The organism is Nonomuraea sp. NPDC023979 (assembly GCF_040639085.1).
Taxonomy (GTDB): domain Bacteria; phylum Actinomycetota; class Actinomycetes; order Streptosporangiales; family Streptosporangiaceae; genus Nonomuraea; species Nonomuraea ceibae.
Genome location: NZ_JBEZZG010000017.1, coordinates 1 through 13,442, shown reverse-complemented (window position 1 = coordinate 13,442; position 13,442 = coordinate 1). Strand labels below are relative to the sequence as shown.

The following is a 13,442-nucleotide window of genomic DNA, read 5'->3' as shown; positions in this document are numbered from 1 at the left end:
ATTCGGCGGCCCGGGGTCAGGTCCAGGCCATGACCAGCTGCGTGTGGCGCTTGCGGAAGATGCGGCCGACAGCGGGGGCGGGCAGGACGGCGCTCGCAGGGTGGAGGGTGAAAACAGGGCCCGGGTGGTCCCGCCGGGAGCGGTCCCACGTCCGTACGTGATCGTGCAGTTGCCGGGCGAGCCCGGCGCCGTCGCGGCCGTATCCGCAGGCGCCGAACTCCCAGCGTGACGTGCCGGTCCTGTCGCTGGACGGCTCGCGGAGCGTGAGGTAGGCGAAGCTGTCGTGGGTGATCAGCGCGGGGCAGTACCAGCGCATGGCCGGTTGGATGAGGCCGCAGTCGCGGTCGGGATCCTGCCAGAACATGCCGAACCGCTCGTCGCTGGTGGCGATCCACAGGTGCATCGAATCGAAGGGCTGCCCAGCGGCGACGCTGACGCCGGTCCACAGCTCGGTGCGGTCGCCGTCCAGCGCCTGGTCCAGCTCGGCGGCGTCGAGTGCGGGGCCGCTTTCCAGGGTCAGTCTGACGGCGCCGCCGGCCAGGACGGGTTCCTGGTCGGGCAGCTTGCCGGCGCCCTGGCAGGGGACGAAACCGCAGACCTTCGGGTTGAGCCCGAGGAAGTGATCTCCCTCGCGGACGAAGGTGAACGAGCGGCTGATGGTGGAGAAGCGCAGCGGGACGATCATCCGGCCGGCCGGGGCGAGCAGATGCGTCCACGGGACATCCCAGACGCCGACAGTGACGATGATCGCGTCGAAGCCGCCGCTGGGAGCGTGCCGCCCGGCGGCATGTTCGGCGTCGCCCAGGACGACCTGCACCCGGTCATGGCCGGTGCGGGCCAGGAAGCGGCGGGCGCGCTCGGTGACGAAGGGGTCGATGTCGATGGTGACGACCAGCCCGTCGGGTCCGACGATCTCGGCGATCAGGGCCGCGTTGTAGCCGCCGGAGCCGATCTCCAGGACACGCGCGCCCGGGCGGAGCTGGGCCGCTTCGAGCATGTCGGCCTGCAACCAGGGCGCGCTGATCGAGCTCGTGGCTCTGCCGTTGTGATCGCGTTTGGTGACGACGACGTCGTGGGCCGAGTAGATCACGCCGAGCGGCGCCTCCGGAGCGAACCGCTCACGCGGCACAGTGGCGAAGGCCGCTTCGACCTCGGGGGAGCGGATCCAGGCGCCTTGCTTGAGCTCGGCGACCATGTCGGCTCGCAGGCGATCGGCGGACTGCGACGGCGGAGGGTCTGTGGCCACCGCAGCGAGAATAGCCAGGGGCAACGGTCCGTGCCGGGGATTCGCGGGATCGGCGCCGGGGGCGGCGGTCGTCTTGGCGCCGGGGGCGGTTCGGTCAGGTGCCGGGTGTGTGGTCGAGTGCGGCGGCGTAGGCGTCCTGCATGCGCGCTGTGATGGTGGGGCCGTCCGGTGCGGGCTTCAGGCGCGCCTCGGGTCCGAGGTGGGTTTCGCGGAGTTCGTCCATGAACGCCTCCAGGGCCGACTCGCCGCCGGCGGCGAGGACCTGCCCGCGGGCCGCGTACTCCTCGGCGACCGGGAGGTGCCGGGTTCCCCAGGCGCCGAGCTGGGCGAAGACGGGCACCAGCTGGATCGCCGGCTCGGTCAGGCTGTAGACGACCTTCTGCTTGTGCGACGGGTCCTCGGCCTTGGTGAGCAGCCCGTGCTCGACGAGCACGGCGAGCCGGTCGGCGAGGATGTTGGAGGAGATCCGCTCCGGGCCGTTGAGCAGTTCACGGAAGTGCCGGGCGCCGGTGTAGATCACGTCGCGCAGGACCAGCAAGGTCCACCGGTCGCCGAAGATCTCCAGCGACAGGTTGATCGGACACCTCGACCGCGTGTCTTTCCGCACCACACCCACCTTCGAACTGGTTGCATGTTCGTATCAGTGTGGCCTAGGTTGGGCCGCGTAGCAAGTTGCAAAACGAGAGCAGTCTGAGGAGGCTCAGATGTCGCTGGACAATCTGCCCGAGGTGGTTTCGCGCGAGGAGTGGCTCGCCGCCCGCAAGGAGCTCCTGGCCAAGGAGAAGGAGCTCACCCGGGCCCGTGACCGGGTCAACGCCGAGCGGCGCCGGTTGCCGATGGTCCGGGTGGACAAGCCGTACACGTTCGACGGACCGGACGGGAAGGTGAGCCTGCTCGACCTGTTCGAAGGCCGGAGCCAGCTGCTGATCTACCACCTCATGTTCGCTCCCGACGCCGACGAGGCCTGCCCGGCCTGCTCGTTCTGGATCGACAACGTGGGCCGCCTCACCCACCTGCACGCCCGCGGCACGACGCTGGCGGCCGTCTCGCGAGCGCCGCTGGACAAGCTCCAGCGCTACAAGCGCCGAATGGGCTGGGCGCTCCCGTGGTACTCGTCGTTCGGCAGCGACTTCAACTACGACTTCCACGTCAGCTTCGACGCCTCGATCACGCCCGTCGAATGGAACTACCAGGACTACGACCAGCTCGTGCGGGCGAACCCGGGCTGGGAGGGGTACACGGGCGAGGAGATGGGCGTGAGCGCCTTCCTGCGCCGCGACGGGGACATCTTCCACACCTATTCGTGCTTCGGGCGCGGCATCGACCTGCTCAACGGCACGTACAACTGGCTCGACCTCACCGCGCTCGGCCGTCAGGAGGACTGGGAGCAGCCGCCCGGCCGGGCCGACGGCCCGGCCATGAGCTGGCTGCACCGCCACGACGAGTACGATCCGGCCGCCATCGGCGGGGCGCACGGCCCACGGTGACCACGGCGACCTCACGACCGCCGCGCGGGTGCCATCCTGCGCGGATCCCCCACCGAGAAAGGCGCACATGAGTACCCCGCAAGCGACGCCGGGCCGGGGCGGAACGAACCTCGTGCTGGCCACGCTGTTCTTCGGCGTGTTCGCCCTGGGCTGTGCCGAACTGCTCGTGGTCGGCCTGCTCGAACCGATCGCCGCCGACCTCGGCGTCTCCATTCCCGCGGCCGGCGCCCTGGTGACCTCCTACGCGCTGGGCCTGGCGATCGGCGGCCCGATCCTGACCGCGCTGACGATCCGGCTGGACAGGCGTGCCGTGCTCGCCGGCGCGCTCGTCCTGTTCGCCGTGGCCAACCTGGCCCCGGTGCTGATCGCCGACTATGCCCTCTTCGTCGTGGCGCGCGGTGTCGACGGCGCGGCGCAGGGGCTGTTCGTCGCCGTCGCGTTCGGGGTCGGCACCTCGATCGCCCCGCCGGAGCGCGCGGGCCGGGCGATCTCCGTGATCATCTCGGGCGTCGCCGTCTCGGCCGCCCTGGGCCTGCCGCTGGGCACGGCGATCGGCCAGACGCTCGGCTGGCGCGGCTCGTTCACCGCGATCATCGTGCTCAGCGTGATCGTGCTGATCGCCACCCTGGCGCTGGTTCCCGCCGTGCCCGGCAGCGGCAGCGGCTCCTCCGGCCAGGCCAGGTACGCCCTCGCCCCCCGGGTGCTCGCCGTGCTGGGCCTGAACCTGGTGGTGTTCACCTCGCTGTACGCGGCGCTGACCTACATCGTGCCGTTCCTGCGGGACGTCACGGGCGTCCCCGCCGCGATGGTCAGCGTGTACCTGTTCGTCTACGGCCTGGCCACCGCCGTGGGGTCCTTCTCCGGCGGCTGGTTCGCCGACAGGAACGCCGCCCGCACCCTGGTCGTCGGCACCACCGGCATGGCGGCCGCCCTGCTGATGCTCCACCTCGTCGGGGGCAACCCGGTCCTGGTGGCGCTGACGATGCTGCTCTGGGGCCTGTTCGCCTTCGTCATGGTGCCCTCGCTCCAGCTCCGCGTGGTGAGCCTGGCCGGCCCGGGCGGCGAGCTGGCGCAGTCGCTGCCCGCCTCCGCGATCAACATCGGCGTCGCCCTGGGCCCGATCGCCGGCGGCATCGCGCTCAGCAGCAGCGCCTCCGCCCCGGTGATCACCGGCCTGGCCATCGCGCTGGTCGGCATCGCGGCCTCCGTGGCCACCGGCTACCTCAAGCCACCCCCGGCCACGACGACCGCTCCGACCGTTCAGTCCACACGCCGCTAGCGCACGGGACCAGCCAGTCAGGCCAGAGCGCGAACCGTACGCGCCGCGTAATCGTCCGCGGGTGTCCACCCGCAAACGCGTTGCCATGCCGCTGCGTCGCTTGACATCCTCATCCCGGTGATCGAAACCCATCGCCCCGTCAAAGCCACCGTGGCCATCCCCGTCACCGTGCGCGACCTGCTTCCCCGCGATCTGCCGGCGTGCGCATGGTCGGGGTCGGCCGGCCACCTGCGCCTCGTGGAGCGGGAGCTGACGCGCGCCGCGAAGGGAGAGGTGGACTACCTGGCGGTATGCACCCCCGTGGACCTGCCGGTGGCCATCGGCGGTGTCGACTACCGGCTCCGCGAGGGGGCCGGCACCCTGTGGCAGCTCGCCGTGCTCCCGGCGCTGCAGTCCCGTGGCCTGGGAACGTTACTGATCCAGGCCGCCGAACAGCGCATCGGTGAACGGGGGCTGCGCAGGGCGGAACTCGCCGTCGAGGAGGGCAATCCTCGAGCTCGCGCTCTGTACGAACGCCTGGGCTATGTCGCCTATGGCCGCAAGCCGGAGGCCTGGGACGAGGAAGCGCCGGACGGCTCGGTCCATCGCCATGAGACCACGTGCGTTCTCATGCGCAAGGATCTCTGATTTCCGGGAAGCGCCGATCCCCGGCCGATACGGCGCCTGTCCCTGGTCAGCGGGGGCTGGTTACGGGGTCGGCGAGGTCGAGGGCGGTCGTCACGAAGGCCTTGACCCGGGAGGTGGCCGCGTTCGTGCGCCAGGCGGGCCCCCACTCCAGGGCCGGGCCGTCGTGGATCGGGACGTACGCCACGTCGGGCCGCGCGTAGTAGCGGACCCCCGCCGCGCCGCAGGGAAAGACGCCCTTGCCCGCGCTGACCAGGGTCAGGACCTCCTGGAAGGTGCCGGCCGTCGGGCCTTCCGGTATGGCCTTGCCCGAGGGCGTGGTGTGCAGGTGGCGGGCGGCGCGCAGGTAGGCGGGGATCGACGACGGGACCTGGATGACCTTGTCCCGTGCCAGGTCCTCGACCGAGACGGCCGTACGGCGGGCGAACGGATGGCGTGCCGGCACGGCGAGCACCATCGGCTCGGTGAACAGCACCGGCCCCTGCGTCAGCCCCTCCTCTTCGATGGGGAAGCAGATCAGCATCACGTCGACCTGCCCGTCGAGCAGCGGGTCGAGGGCGGTGCCGATCTGGACCTCCCTGACGTGGACCGCGCAGTCGGGGTGGCGCTCGCGGAACCGTTCGGCCGCCGCGAGCGCGATCTGCCCCGTGGCCGCGGTGAGAAACCCGACCGTCAGCGAGCCGGTGATGCCGCGTGCCGCCTCGATGACCGTCGCGACCGTGGACTGGATCTGGGCGTACGCGGGCCCGAGCCCGTCAAGGAGTTGCACGCCGATGGGCGTCAGCCGTACCTGCCGGGTGGACCGCTCGAAGAGCGGGACGCCGATGCGGCGCTCCAGTTTCTGGATGGTCTGGGTGACGTGGGCGCGCGAGACGAGCAGGCGGTCGGCGGTGCGGCCGAAGTGGAGTTCCTGGGCGAGGGTCAGGAACGTCTCGATCTCGCTGCGCTCCAGGGCCATCCACGCCTCCACCGCGACTGTTCACACTGACTGACCGATTATTGCGGCATTGGGCGTTTTTCCGGAATTAGCCGTGCGTCAGAGTCGGAACCACCGAACAACCGACCATGGAGCACAACCTATGTCTCTCGACCACCGCATCGCCGTCGTCACCGGAGCCTCCAGCGGCATCGGCGCCGCCACCGCCCGCCTCCTGGCCGCCCGTGGGGCCAAGGTGGCGCTCCTGGCCCGCCGCCTCGACCGGCTCGACGCGCTCGCCCAGGAGATCAAGTCCGCCGGGGGAGAGGCGCTGGCCGTCGCCGCCGACATCACCGATCCCGCCACGCTCGCCGCCGCCGCCGGACGGATCGGCGCCACGTACGGCACCGCCGACCTCGTCGTGAGCAACGCCGGCGTGATGCTGCCCTCGGCCATCCAGGCCCGCAACACCGCCGACTGGCGGCGCGAGGTCGACGTCAACGTCAGCGGCGTCCTCAACGTCGTCGACGCCTTCCTCCCCGGCCTCCTCGACGCCGCGGGAGCCGGACGCCCGGCCGACCTGATCACCATGTCCTCGATGACCTCGCACGTCGTCTTCCCCTACATGGCCGTGTACAACGCCACCAAGGCCGCCGTCAGCCACCTGTCGAGGACCATGCGCACCGAACTCGGCCCCCAGGGCGTACGGGTCAGCGTGGTGGAGCCCGCCATGACCGCCACCGAACTCCAGGGACACGTCACCGACGAGGGCGTCAACGCCTGGGTCGCCCAGGCGCGCGAGGCGTTCGCCTGGCTCGACCCGCACGACGTCGCCGAGGTCGTCGCCTTCACCGCCTCGCGTCCCGCGCACGTCAACCTCTCGCAGGTCGTCGTCTACCCCACCCGGCAGGCCTGACGCGATATCGACGTGACCGGGGGAGCGGTCGCCTCTACGCCGAAGACCCGGGGCCGGGCGCCGCCAGAGTCCGCAGGACGCAGAACTCGTTGCCCTCGGGGTCGGCCATGACCACCCAGCCTCGGCCCACGTCCCTCTTGACGGCGCCGAGGCCGAGCAGCCTGGCCACCTCGTCGCCGGTGCTGCGGTCGATCGGGCTCACGTCGAGGTGAAGCCGGTTCTTCACGGTCCTGCCCTCGGGCACCTGGATGAACTGCAGCGTGGGCGGCATCTGGCGGGCCAGCACCTCCTCGACGGTCGGCTCCCAGGAGCCGATCTCGACCTTGCCCTCCCTCCGGTCGATCACCGTGAAGTCCAGCACCTCGCACCAGAAGGCCGCGAGTGTCTCCGGATCGTGGCAGTCGATGGTCAGCTCGGTGAATCTGCTGGTCATGTCTCTCCTCAGGTCTCAAGACGTGCCGAACCAGGCGGACAGTGCCTCACGCAGCGAGGGCGTCGCGCTGTCCGCGGGTTCGTCGACGGTGGCGGCCCAGGCGATGTGGCCGTCCGGGCGGATGAGCAGGGCGTCGGCCGGCCGGTCACCGGTCTTGGCGGTGTGGACGCCGACGCGCGGCTGCCGGTCCCCGGCGGTTTCGCGCAGGTCCCGGCGGTCGGCGAGGTCGAGGAGGACGGGCCGGGCGGGGCGCATGAGCTCCGCCACGCTCGTCATGCCCCGCTCGGTGTGCAGGGTGAGGTCGGGGGCGAAGGCGCCGGTCAGCGGGTGGCGGCCGGCGCCGGGCATCGGGTAGCGGATGTCGGAGCCGGCGACGAGGGCGCCCATCCGGCGCAGCGGCTGCTCGTCGGTGAGCAGTTCCCGCACGACCTCCCGCAGCGCTTCGGCGGCCGGGTCGTGCCCGCGCCGCAACGCCACCTGGGCCCGGGTGTGCAGCATGGTGCGGGCGCCGGCGAGGTGACGTTCGCCGTGGTACGTGTCCAGCAGGCCGGCCGGGGCCCAGCCGTGCAGGCCGGCGGCCAGCTTCCAGGCGAGGTTGACCGCGTCCAGCATGCCGGCGTTGAGCGCCACGCCGGTGGCCGGGAACAGGTGCGCCGCGTCCCCGGCCAGCAGGATCCGCCCCTCGCGGTAGCGGTCGGCCTGCCGCGCCTTGAACGTGAACCGCGACAGCCGGACCGCCTCGGCCACGGGCAGGTCCACGCCGAGCACGCGGCGGAGACTGTCCTGGAGCTCGGTGACGGTCATCGGGGTGTCGTCGTCGTACTCGACGCTCTCGTCCTCGACGGTGTAGAGCGAGACGGCCTGGGAGCCAGGCGAGGCCCCGATGCCGAAGAGCCCGTGATCCGTCCGGGTGAACCCCGGGTGGATGACGCCGAAGCCGGGGACGTCGAGGCCGCCGTCGCCGCGCACGGTGACCGTGCCGGGCAGGGTGACCTGGGCCAGCCGGTTGACCTCCGGGTACGTGGTGCCGGGGAAGCCGATCCCGGCCCAGGCGCGGACCCGGCTGCGCGCGCCGTCGCAGCCCACCACGTACCGGGCCCTCACCTGGTACGGCCCGTCCGGGCCGCGGACGTCCACGGTGACGGCGGCCTCGTCCTGGCTCATCCCGGCCACCTCGTGCCCGCGGCGCAGGTCGACGCGGAGTTCGCCGGCCACCTCGCCGAGCAGGCGCTCGAGGTGCTGTTGCGGGAGCGGCAGCGCGCGCATCGGGGGATCGGCGAGCTCGGTGAAGTCCAGGTGCACGCCGCCGAACGGGAACCGGGGAGCCGGGACGGGGCCGGTGCAGGCGGCTTCGAAGCGTCCCAGCAGGCCTCGGTAGCGCAGCAGCTCGAGGATCTGCCCGCCGAGGCCACCGGCCTTGGGGGTGTCGCGGCGCCGCGGCTGCCGCTCCAGCACCAGCGGCCGCACCCCGGCCAGGCGCAGCTCGGCGGCCAGCATGAGGCCGGTCGGCCCGGCTCCCACGATGACCACCTCAGCGCCCCCTGACGGATCTTCTTCCGCGAGCCGGGCGGCATGGTGTTGCTCTGTCATCCCTGACCTTTCGATTCGTCGCGTGACACGTAGTCCCTGAGCCGCCCGAGGCCCGGGCGGGCCACCGTCGTGCGGTCGAGCCCTTCCGGCGAAGGCGCGTACGGCAGGCCGGCCAGGTCGTCCCGGAGGCTCTCCAGCCCGGTCGCGCGGATCGCCACGGCCTCGTGCGGCACCGCCGTGCCGCCCAGGCGCAGGTCCAGCGCAGGAGGTCCACCCACGTGCCCCCTCGACCAGGCGATTTCGTACGAATCGAGGATCAAGTACGGTGAACACCCGGAACAACGTCGAACATCGGAAGATCACCTTCAGTGGGAGTGAACGGAGCAGGTCAGGCGTGGAGCTGCGTGACATCGAGATCTTCCTGACCCTGGCCGAAGAGCTGCATTTCGGCCGCACCGCCGCCCGGCTGTGCCTGTCGCCCGCTCGCGTGACCCAGGCGATCCAGAAGCAGGAACGGCAGGTCGGTGTCCCGCTGTTCGAGCGCACCAACCGCACGGTCCGGCTGACGCAGGTCGGGCGGCAGCTCCGCGACGACCTCCGGCCGCTCCACGCCGGGCTGAAGGAGAGCGTGGAGCGCGCCCAGCTCGCCGGCCAGGGCATCACCGGCACGCTGCGCGTCGGCATGCTTCCCCTCAACGCCTACGACCTGCGCCCGTACTGGGACGTCTTCCGCCTCCGCCACCCGCGATGGCAGCTCCGCATCCACAAGACCCAGCTGGGCGAGGCCTTTCCCGCGCTGCGACGCGGGGACATCGACGTCCTGGTGACCTGGCTCCCCGTCGACGAACCCGACCTCACCGTGGGGCCGGTCCTGTTCGCCGAGCAACGCGTGCTGGCCGTCGCCGTCGACCACCAGCTCGCCCCGCGCGCGTCGGTCTCCCTGGAGGTGGTCTCCGACTTCCAGCACCCGAACGCCGACAACGGCCCCGGCTACTGGTACGACGCCTACGCCCCGCGCCTCACCCGGCGGGGCCGCCGGATCGAGCGCGGCCCCGTGGTGCGGGACGCGGAGGAGGCCATGACCCTCGCCAGCATGGACGGGCTCGTCGTGCTCTTCCCCGCCCACGTCACCCGCTACTGGGCGCGACCGGACATCACGTACCTGCCGGTCACCGATCTGGAGCCGCTGCCGTACGCGCTGGTGTGGCGCAGCGAGGCCGAGAGCGAGCACGTCCAAGCCCTGGCCGGGATCATTCGCGACCTGGGCCCCCTCCCGCAGGTCCCGGCATGATCCGGTACCTGCTGATCGCCGGGCTGTTACCCCTCAACGTGCCCGCCCAAGCCCCGTCGCTCCACGTGATGACCTGGAACCTCTGCGCGGGCACGAACAGCAACTGCCCCCTCTTCCGCCGCACCACCGCCGAGCTGGCCTGGCACGTCGCCGTGCTGGCGACCAAGGCGGACGTGATCTTCCTCCAGGAGTTCTGCACGGGCGCGGACGGCGACCTGAAGCGCGAGCTGGAGGCGCGTACCGGCAGGGCGTGGAGCGTCAAGTCGGCCGGGCTGGCCCGCCCCGACGGCTCCCCGTACCAGTGCCACCCGGACCGGAACGGCAGGCCGCGCGGGACGCAGAGCGTCACCCTGGCCGTGGCCGAGCGGAACGCCCGCTTCGGCGTGCACGCGCTGAGCTCGCCGCCGTGGAGTGCCCGGAGGTACGCGGTCTGTACGGCGGACCGGGCGTGGTGCACCGCGCACTTCTCGTCCGGCGCGCACTACGACGACAAGCAGAAGGGCGCGCCCTACCGGCACAAGCAGCTCCGTGAGCTGTTCGAGCTCGGCCGGGGCGTCGTCGGCGGCGACCTCAACCTGGTGCCGCGCGATGCCGCCACCGCCTACAGGGGCCGCGACGAGTGCGACCCGCGCAAGCGGTGGACCTACGTCACCCGCAAGCGGAAGATCGACTACGTGTTCGCCGGCGACGGCCGCATGCGCGGGTGCTTCGTCGACTACGCCAGGAAAGGCTGGTCGGACCACGTGCCGCTGCACGCGTGGGTGGCGCGGTAGTCACCGGTCCTAGGGGTGCTCGGGGAGGCGCTCAGCATGACGGCGAACCCGTGGGGAGCCGAGCGCGTACGACAGGGCCACGCCGAAGCAGAGGGACAGCGAGATGCCCAGGAGGAGGTCGGTCAGGGCCGCGGCGAACCCCATGCCGATGGCCAGGCCGCAGGAGAGACCGAGGATCCAGTTGGGGGAGTTCTTCGTGTTCGTCATGGCTCACATCCTTCCGCGGGGGCCGCAGCCGGAGTAGAGACGTAGATCATCGGCACCGTATGACATCTGTCAGCCGAAGGCGCGGAGGAAGGTGTCGGTGGCGGCGCGGGCGAGCTCCCGCAGGTCGGTGTCGGCGATCTGCCGGGTGCCCATGTGGGAGCGCGCCTCCAGCGGCCCGATGAGCAGGGCCAGGAAGTGCTCGGCGGCCTGGTCGGGGTCGGTGGCGCGGAGGCGGCCGGCGAGGATGAGCCGCGCCGGCCGGTCGGCGAGTGCCTGGCTGAGGCGGTGCGGGCCGCTCTCGACGGCGAGGTCGAGGATGTCGGGGAAGTGGGTGAGCTCCGCGTACAGCAGCCGCCGCAGTGCGCAGGAGCGGTCGTCGGCGTGCACGCGGCTACGACGGGATGGCCGCCCAGATGCAGGCGGGACGGGCCAACGACCTGCTCGCGGTCGCCTACGCCGCCCGCCACGCGACCGGCGGCACCCGGTACGTGCTGATCAACCCCGGCCCGGTGGCCTCCAGCTTCGCCGGTGAGTACGACCCGCCCATCGCCGCCCAGGTCGCCGCGCTCAAAAGGCACGGCCGGCCGGTCGGCGACGGCATCCAGCCGATCATCGCCCGCGTCGACGCCCCGCCGGCGGCGCCGGTGACCGCGTTCGCGCGCTTCGACCCCATCAGCCTGGACGGCCCCGCCTTCGACCCTCACGCCGCGGCCCGGCTGCACGACCTGACCCGTCGCCTGCTGTCCTCCCTGGAGACCTGACCCCGAGGAGGTCGCCCCGCTCTCCTGGGACCCGCACACCCGGCGCGACGAAGCCGAGCGCGCTCTGACGGGCCCGCCGGAGGCCGAGACCCATGCCGATTAGGCTTCCGCGCCGTGCCCGTCTGTACGTGTGAGACCGACTCACAGGAGGCTGACACGATGCGGAAACTGATCTTCGGCATGAACCTGAGCCTGGACGGCTACATCGCCGCGACCGGCGACGACATCGGCTGGAGCGGGCCGCCGAACGACGAGCTGTTCCAGTTCTGGCTCGACCACGAGCGGGCCAACGACCTGGTGCTGTACGGGCGCAAGCTGTGGGAGACGATGAGCGCCGCCTGGCCGACCGGCGACCAGCACCCCGACGCCACCCCGGCGCGGATCGAGTACGCGCGGAACTGGCGGGACACGCCGAAGGTGGTGTTCTCCTCGACGATCGACAAGGTCGACTGGAACACCCGCCTGGTCAGCGGCGACGCGGTCGCCGAGATCGCCCGGCTCAGGGCCGAGGACGGCGGCCAGATGGGCATCGGCGGCGCGACGCTCGCCGGGGCGGCCATGCGGGCCGGGCTGATCGACGAGTACGTCCTGGCCACCTACCCGGTCCTGGTGGGCGGCGGCACGCCGTTCTTCACGGCGCTGGACAGCTGGGTGAACCTCAATCTGGTGGAGACCCGGACGTTCCCCGGCGGCGTGACGCTGACCCGGTACGAGACGAGGCGATGAGCACGGGCCGGATCCTCGGCCCGTGAACGGTGTGTGCTGGGCCCGCGTCCTATGACAGTGCCGGGGGCAGGCCCAGCCACGGCTTGCCGGTGGCGTCGAATCCGGTGAGCTCGGCGATCTTCCCGTCGACGACGTGCAGGACCGCGATGGCGAACAAGCGGTGCTCGGGGTCGCCGGGGGCGCGCAGGTACAGCGCGGCGGCAGGCATGCGGTTGACCGTCGTGGCGATGCCGCGCCAGTCGTCGTGGCCGCGCCGGAAGAGCCCGCTGGAGACCCAGCCGTCCACCGCCTCCTTGGCCGACCTGACCACGGTGCCCGGGTCGGGCAGCATCGCGAAGCGCAGGTCGTCGCGGAGCAGCGACGTCAGCCCGTCCAGGTCGTTGCGCTCATGGGCGGCCAGGTACGACTTCACCACGCCGCGCTCGTCGTCCGACAGCTCGTGGGTGGCGGGGCTCCGCCAATCGAGGCGGCGGCCGGGCAGCCGCTCGCGCATCGTCACACGGGCCCGCTGCAGCGCGCTGGTCACCGACGCGACGGTCACCCCGAGGGCGCCGGCGGCCTCCGACGCCGGCCGGCCGAGGACGTCGCGCAGGATGAACACCGCCCGCTGCCGCGGCGGCAGGTGCTGGACGGCGACGATGAACGCCAGCTCGATCGTCTCCCGCGCCACCACCGCTTCCTGCGGGTCCTCCGGGAGCATCCGGTCCGGGTACGGCTGCAGGCACAGCACCTCGGAGTCGGGGTCCGGCAGCTCGGACGGCACGGGCACGCGGGCGTTGCGGCTGTCGAGGAAGTCGAGGCAGGCGTTCGTCGCGATCCGGTACAGCCAGGTCCGCAGCGCGGCGTCGCCCTTGAACGACTCCCGCTTGCGCCACGCCCGCAGGAACGTCTCCTGCGTCAGGTCCTGGGCGTCCTCGTAGTTCGCGAGCATCCGGTAGCAGTGCACCTGCAGCTCGCGCCGGTGGCGCTCCGTGACATGGGCGAACCGTGTCGTGTCGCCTGAGCGGGCCGCCGCGATGAACGCGGCCTCGTCGGCGCCCAGCGGTCTGGCGTCGGTCATGGTCGTCAATCCTTCCACCGGTGCGATAGGGGCTATCAGGACTGACGACGTGGCGGAGGATTCCTGATCGGTCGCACCGGGCCGTGCGCCGGGCCCTCGCCTAGATGATTGATTCCAAGGGGTTGGGATCAGTGGTCGTAGGCGGTGAGTGAGCGGGCGATGGGCTGACCGGTCTTGTCGTTGTGCCAGATCA

The 13,442-nt window shown here is 71.7% G+C and carries 17 protein-coding genes; 8 read left to right on the top strand and 9 right to left on the bottom strand.

Annotated features, from left to right (window positions below; genetic code table 11):
* Nucleotides 1–16: 16 nt before the first annotated feature.
* On the bottom strand, nt 17–1,246 hold the full coding sequence (gene fxlM, locus AB0G11_RS27135; RefSeq protein WP_357589181.1) for a methyltransferase, FxLD system: 1,230 nt from the start codon (nt 1,244–1,246) through the stop codon (nt 17–19).
* Nucleotides 1,247–1,340: 94 nt separating this feature from the next.
* Complete coding sequence (locus tag AB0G11_RS27130; RefSeq protein WP_357589179.1) at nt 1,341–1,853, bottom strand: helix-turn-helix domain-containing protein; 513 nt, start codon at nt 1,851–1,853, stop codon at nt 1,341–1,343.
* Between the two features lie 97 nt (nt 1,854–1,950).
* Between AB0G11_RS27130 and AB0G11_RS27125 the strand changes: the two genes are divergently transcribed.
* The 3 genes from AB0G11_RS27125 (at nt 1,951) to AB0G11_RS27115 (ending at nt 4,639) form a co-directional block, all read left to right on the top strand.
* Nucleotides 1,951–2,733, top strand: coding sequence for a DUF899 domain-containing protein (locus AB0G11_RS27125; protein ID WP_357589177.1), 783 nt, complete (start codon nt 1,951–1,953; stop codon nt 2,731–2,733).
* Between the two features lie 67 nt (nt 2,734–2,800).
* Entirely contained in the window at nt 2,801–4,012 is a 1,212-nt protein-coding gene (locus tag AB0G11_RS27120; RefSeq protein ID WP_357589175.1) for an MFS transporter, read from the top strand.
* Nucleotides 4,013–4,129: 117 nt separating this feature from the next.
* Nucleotides 4,130–4,639, top strand: a complete 510-nt coding sequence (locus AB0G11_RS27115; protein ID WP_219509181.1) for a GNAT family N-acetyltransferase — start codon at nt 4,130–4,132, stop codon at nt 4,637–4,639.
* 46 nt (nt 4,640–4,685) lie between these two features.
* On the opposite strand, the gene AB0G11_RS27110 is transcribed toward AB0G11_RS27115, so the two are convergent.
* Nucleotides 4,686–5,594 carry a LysR family transcriptional regulator gene (locus AB0G11_RS27110; protein ID WP_357589173.1) on the bottom strand — a complete coding sequence of 303 codons (909 nt, stop codon included), beginning with the start codon at nt 5,592–5,594 and terminating at the stop codon, nt 4,686–4,688.
* Between the two features lie 121 nt (nt 5,595–5,715).
* Between AB0G11_RS27110 and AB0G11_RS27105 the strand changes: the two genes are divergently transcribed.
* A complete protein-coding gene (locus tag AB0G11_RS27105) occupies nt 5,716–6,468 on the top strand; it encodes an SDR family oxidoreductase (protein ID WP_219509179.1) in 753 nt (250 codons plus the stop codon).
* A gap of 34 nt (nt 6,469–6,502) precedes the next feature.
* Here the strand turns inward: AB0G11_RS27105 and AB0G11_RS27100 are convergent, their stop codons facing one another.
* From AB0G11_RS27100 to AB0G11_RS27090, 3 genes are read right to left on the bottom strand one after another with little or no spacing between them, the layout of a single operon-like run.
* A complete protein-coding gene (locus AB0G11_RS27100) occupies nt 6,503–6,901 on the bottom strand; it encodes a VOC family protein (protein WP_357589171.1) in 399 nt (132 codons plus the stop codon).
* Nucleotides 6,902–6,916: 15 nt separating this feature from the next.
* Complete coding sequence (locus AB0G11_RS27095; protein WP_308125946.1) at nt 6,917–8,431, bottom strand: FAD-dependent monooxygenase; 1,515 nt, start codon at nt 8,429–8,431, stop codon at nt 6,917–6,919.
* A gap of 56 nt (nt 8,432–8,487) precedes the next feature.
* Complete coding sequence (locus tag AB0G11_RS27090) at nt 8,488–8,709, bottom strand: hypothetical protein (protein ID WP_357589169.1); 222 nt, start codon at nt 8,707–8,709, stop codon at nt 8,488–8,490.
* 116 nt (nt 8,710–8,825) lie between these two features.
* Between AB0G11_RS27090 and AB0G11_RS27085 the strand changes: the two genes are divergently transcribed.
* Both AB0G11_RS27085 and AB0G11_RS27080 read left to right on the top strand, forming a co-directional pair.
* Nucleotides 8,826–9,722 (top strand): LysR family transcriptional regulator, encoded by an 897-nt coding sequence (locus AB0G11_RS27085; RefSeq protein ID WP_357589167.1) that lies wholly within the window; start codon nt 8,826–8,828, stop codon nt 9,720–9,722.
* Entirely contained in the window at nt 9,719–10,495 is a 777-nt protein-coding gene (locus AB0G11_RS27080) for an endonuclease/exonuclease/phosphatase family protein (protein ID WP_357589165.1), read from the top strand. The genes AB0G11_RS27085 and AB0G11_RS27080 overlap by 4 nt, the downstream gene beginning before the upstream one ends.
* 9 nt (nt 10,496–10,504) lie before the next feature.
* Here the strand turns inward: AB0G11_RS27080 and AB0G11_RS27075 are convergent, their stop codons facing one another.
* On the bottom strand, nt 10,505–10,702 hold the full coding sequence (locus AB0G11_RS27075) for a hypothetical protein (protein ID WP_357589163.1): 198 nt from the start codon (nt 10,700–10,702) through the stop codon (nt 10,505–10,507).
* A 69-nt stretch (nt 10,703–10,771) separates the two neighbouring features.
* On the bottom strand, nt 10,772–11,089 hold the full coding sequence (locus AB0G11_RS27070; RefSeq protein ID WP_219509168.1) for a TetR/AcrR family transcriptional regulator C-terminal domain-containing protein: 318 nt from the start codon (nt 11,087–11,089) through the stop codon (nt 10,772–10,774).
* Nucleotides 11,090–11,115: 26 nt separating this feature from the next.
* On the opposite strand from AB0G11_RS27070, the gene AB0G11_RS27065 reads away from it, so the two are divergent.
* Both AB0G11_RS27065 and AB0G11_RS27060 read left to right on the top strand, forming a co-directional pair.
* Complete coding sequence (locus tag AB0G11_RS27065; protein WP_357589161.1) at nt 11,116–11,463, top strand: hypothetical protein; 348 nt, start codon at nt 11,116–11,118, stop codon at nt 11,461–11,463.
* Nucleotides 11,464–11,622: 159 nt separating this feature from the next.
* On the top strand, nt 11,623–12,189 hold the full coding sequence (locus AB0G11_RS27060) for a dihydrofolate reductase family protein (RefSeq protein ID WP_219509161.1): 567 nt from the start codon (nt 11,623–11,625) through the stop codon (nt 12,187–12,189).
* Nucleotides 12,190–12,238: 49 nt separating this feature from the next.
* Here the strand turns inward: AB0G11_RS27060 and AB0G11_RS27055 are convergent, their stop codons facing one another.
* Nucleotides 12,239–13,249 carry an RNA polymerase subunit sigma-70 gene (locus AB0G11_RS27055; RefSeq protein ID WP_357589159.1) on the bottom strand — a complete coding sequence of 337 codons (1,011 nt, stop codon included), beginning with the start codon at nt 13,247–13,249 and terminating at the stop codon, nt 12,239–12,241.
* Between the last annotated feature and the right edge of the window lie 193 nt (nt 13,250–13,442).

What these genes read in the sequence shown, in the direction of transcription:
- AB0G11_RS27110 (WP_357589173.1), bottom strand. Translation starts at nt 5,594, where the DNA reads ATGGCCCTGGAGCGCAGCGAGATCGAGACGTTCCTGACCCTCGCCCAG.
- AB0G11_RS27105 (WP_219509179.1), top strand. Translation starts at nt 5,716, where the DNA reads ATGTCTCTCGACCACCGCATCGCCGTCGTCACCGGAGCCTCCAGCGGC.
- AB0G11_RS27065 (WP_357589161.1), top strand. Translation starts at nt 11,116, where the DNA reads ATGCAGGCGGGACGGGCCAACGACCTGCTCGCGGTCGCCTACGCCGCC.
- AB0G11_RS27080 (WP_357589165.1), top strand. Translation starts at nt 9,719, where the DNA reads ATGATCCGGTACCTGCTGATCGCCGGGCTGTTACCCCTCAACGTGCCC.
- AB0G11_RS27125 (WP_357589177.1), top strand. Translation starts at nt 1,951, where the DNA reads ATGTCGCTGGACAATCTGCCCGAGGTGGTTTCGCGCGAGGAGTGGCTC.
- AB0G11_RS27060 (WP_219509161.1), top strand. Translation starts at nt 11,623, where the DNA reads ATGCGGAAACTGATCTTCGGCATGAACCTGAGCCTGGACGGCTACATC.
- AB0G11_RS27075 (WP_357589163.1), bottom strand. Translation starts at nt 10,702, where the DNA reads ATGACGAACACGAAGAACTCCCCCAACTGGATCCTCGGTCTCTCCTGC.
- AB0G11_RS27120 (WP_357589175.1), top strand. Translation starts at nt 2,801, where the DNA reads ATGAGTACCCCGCAAGCGACGCCGGGCCGGGGCGGAACGAACCTCGTG.
- AB0G11_RS27055 (WP_357589159.1), bottom strand. Translation starts at nt 13,249, where the DNA reads ATGACCGACGCCAGACCGCTGGGCGCCGACGAGGCCGCGTTCATCGCG.
- AB0G11_RS27100 (WP_357589171.1), bottom strand. Translation starts at nt 6,901, where the DNA reads ATGACCAGCAGATTCACCGAGCTGACCATCGACTGCCACGATCCGGAG.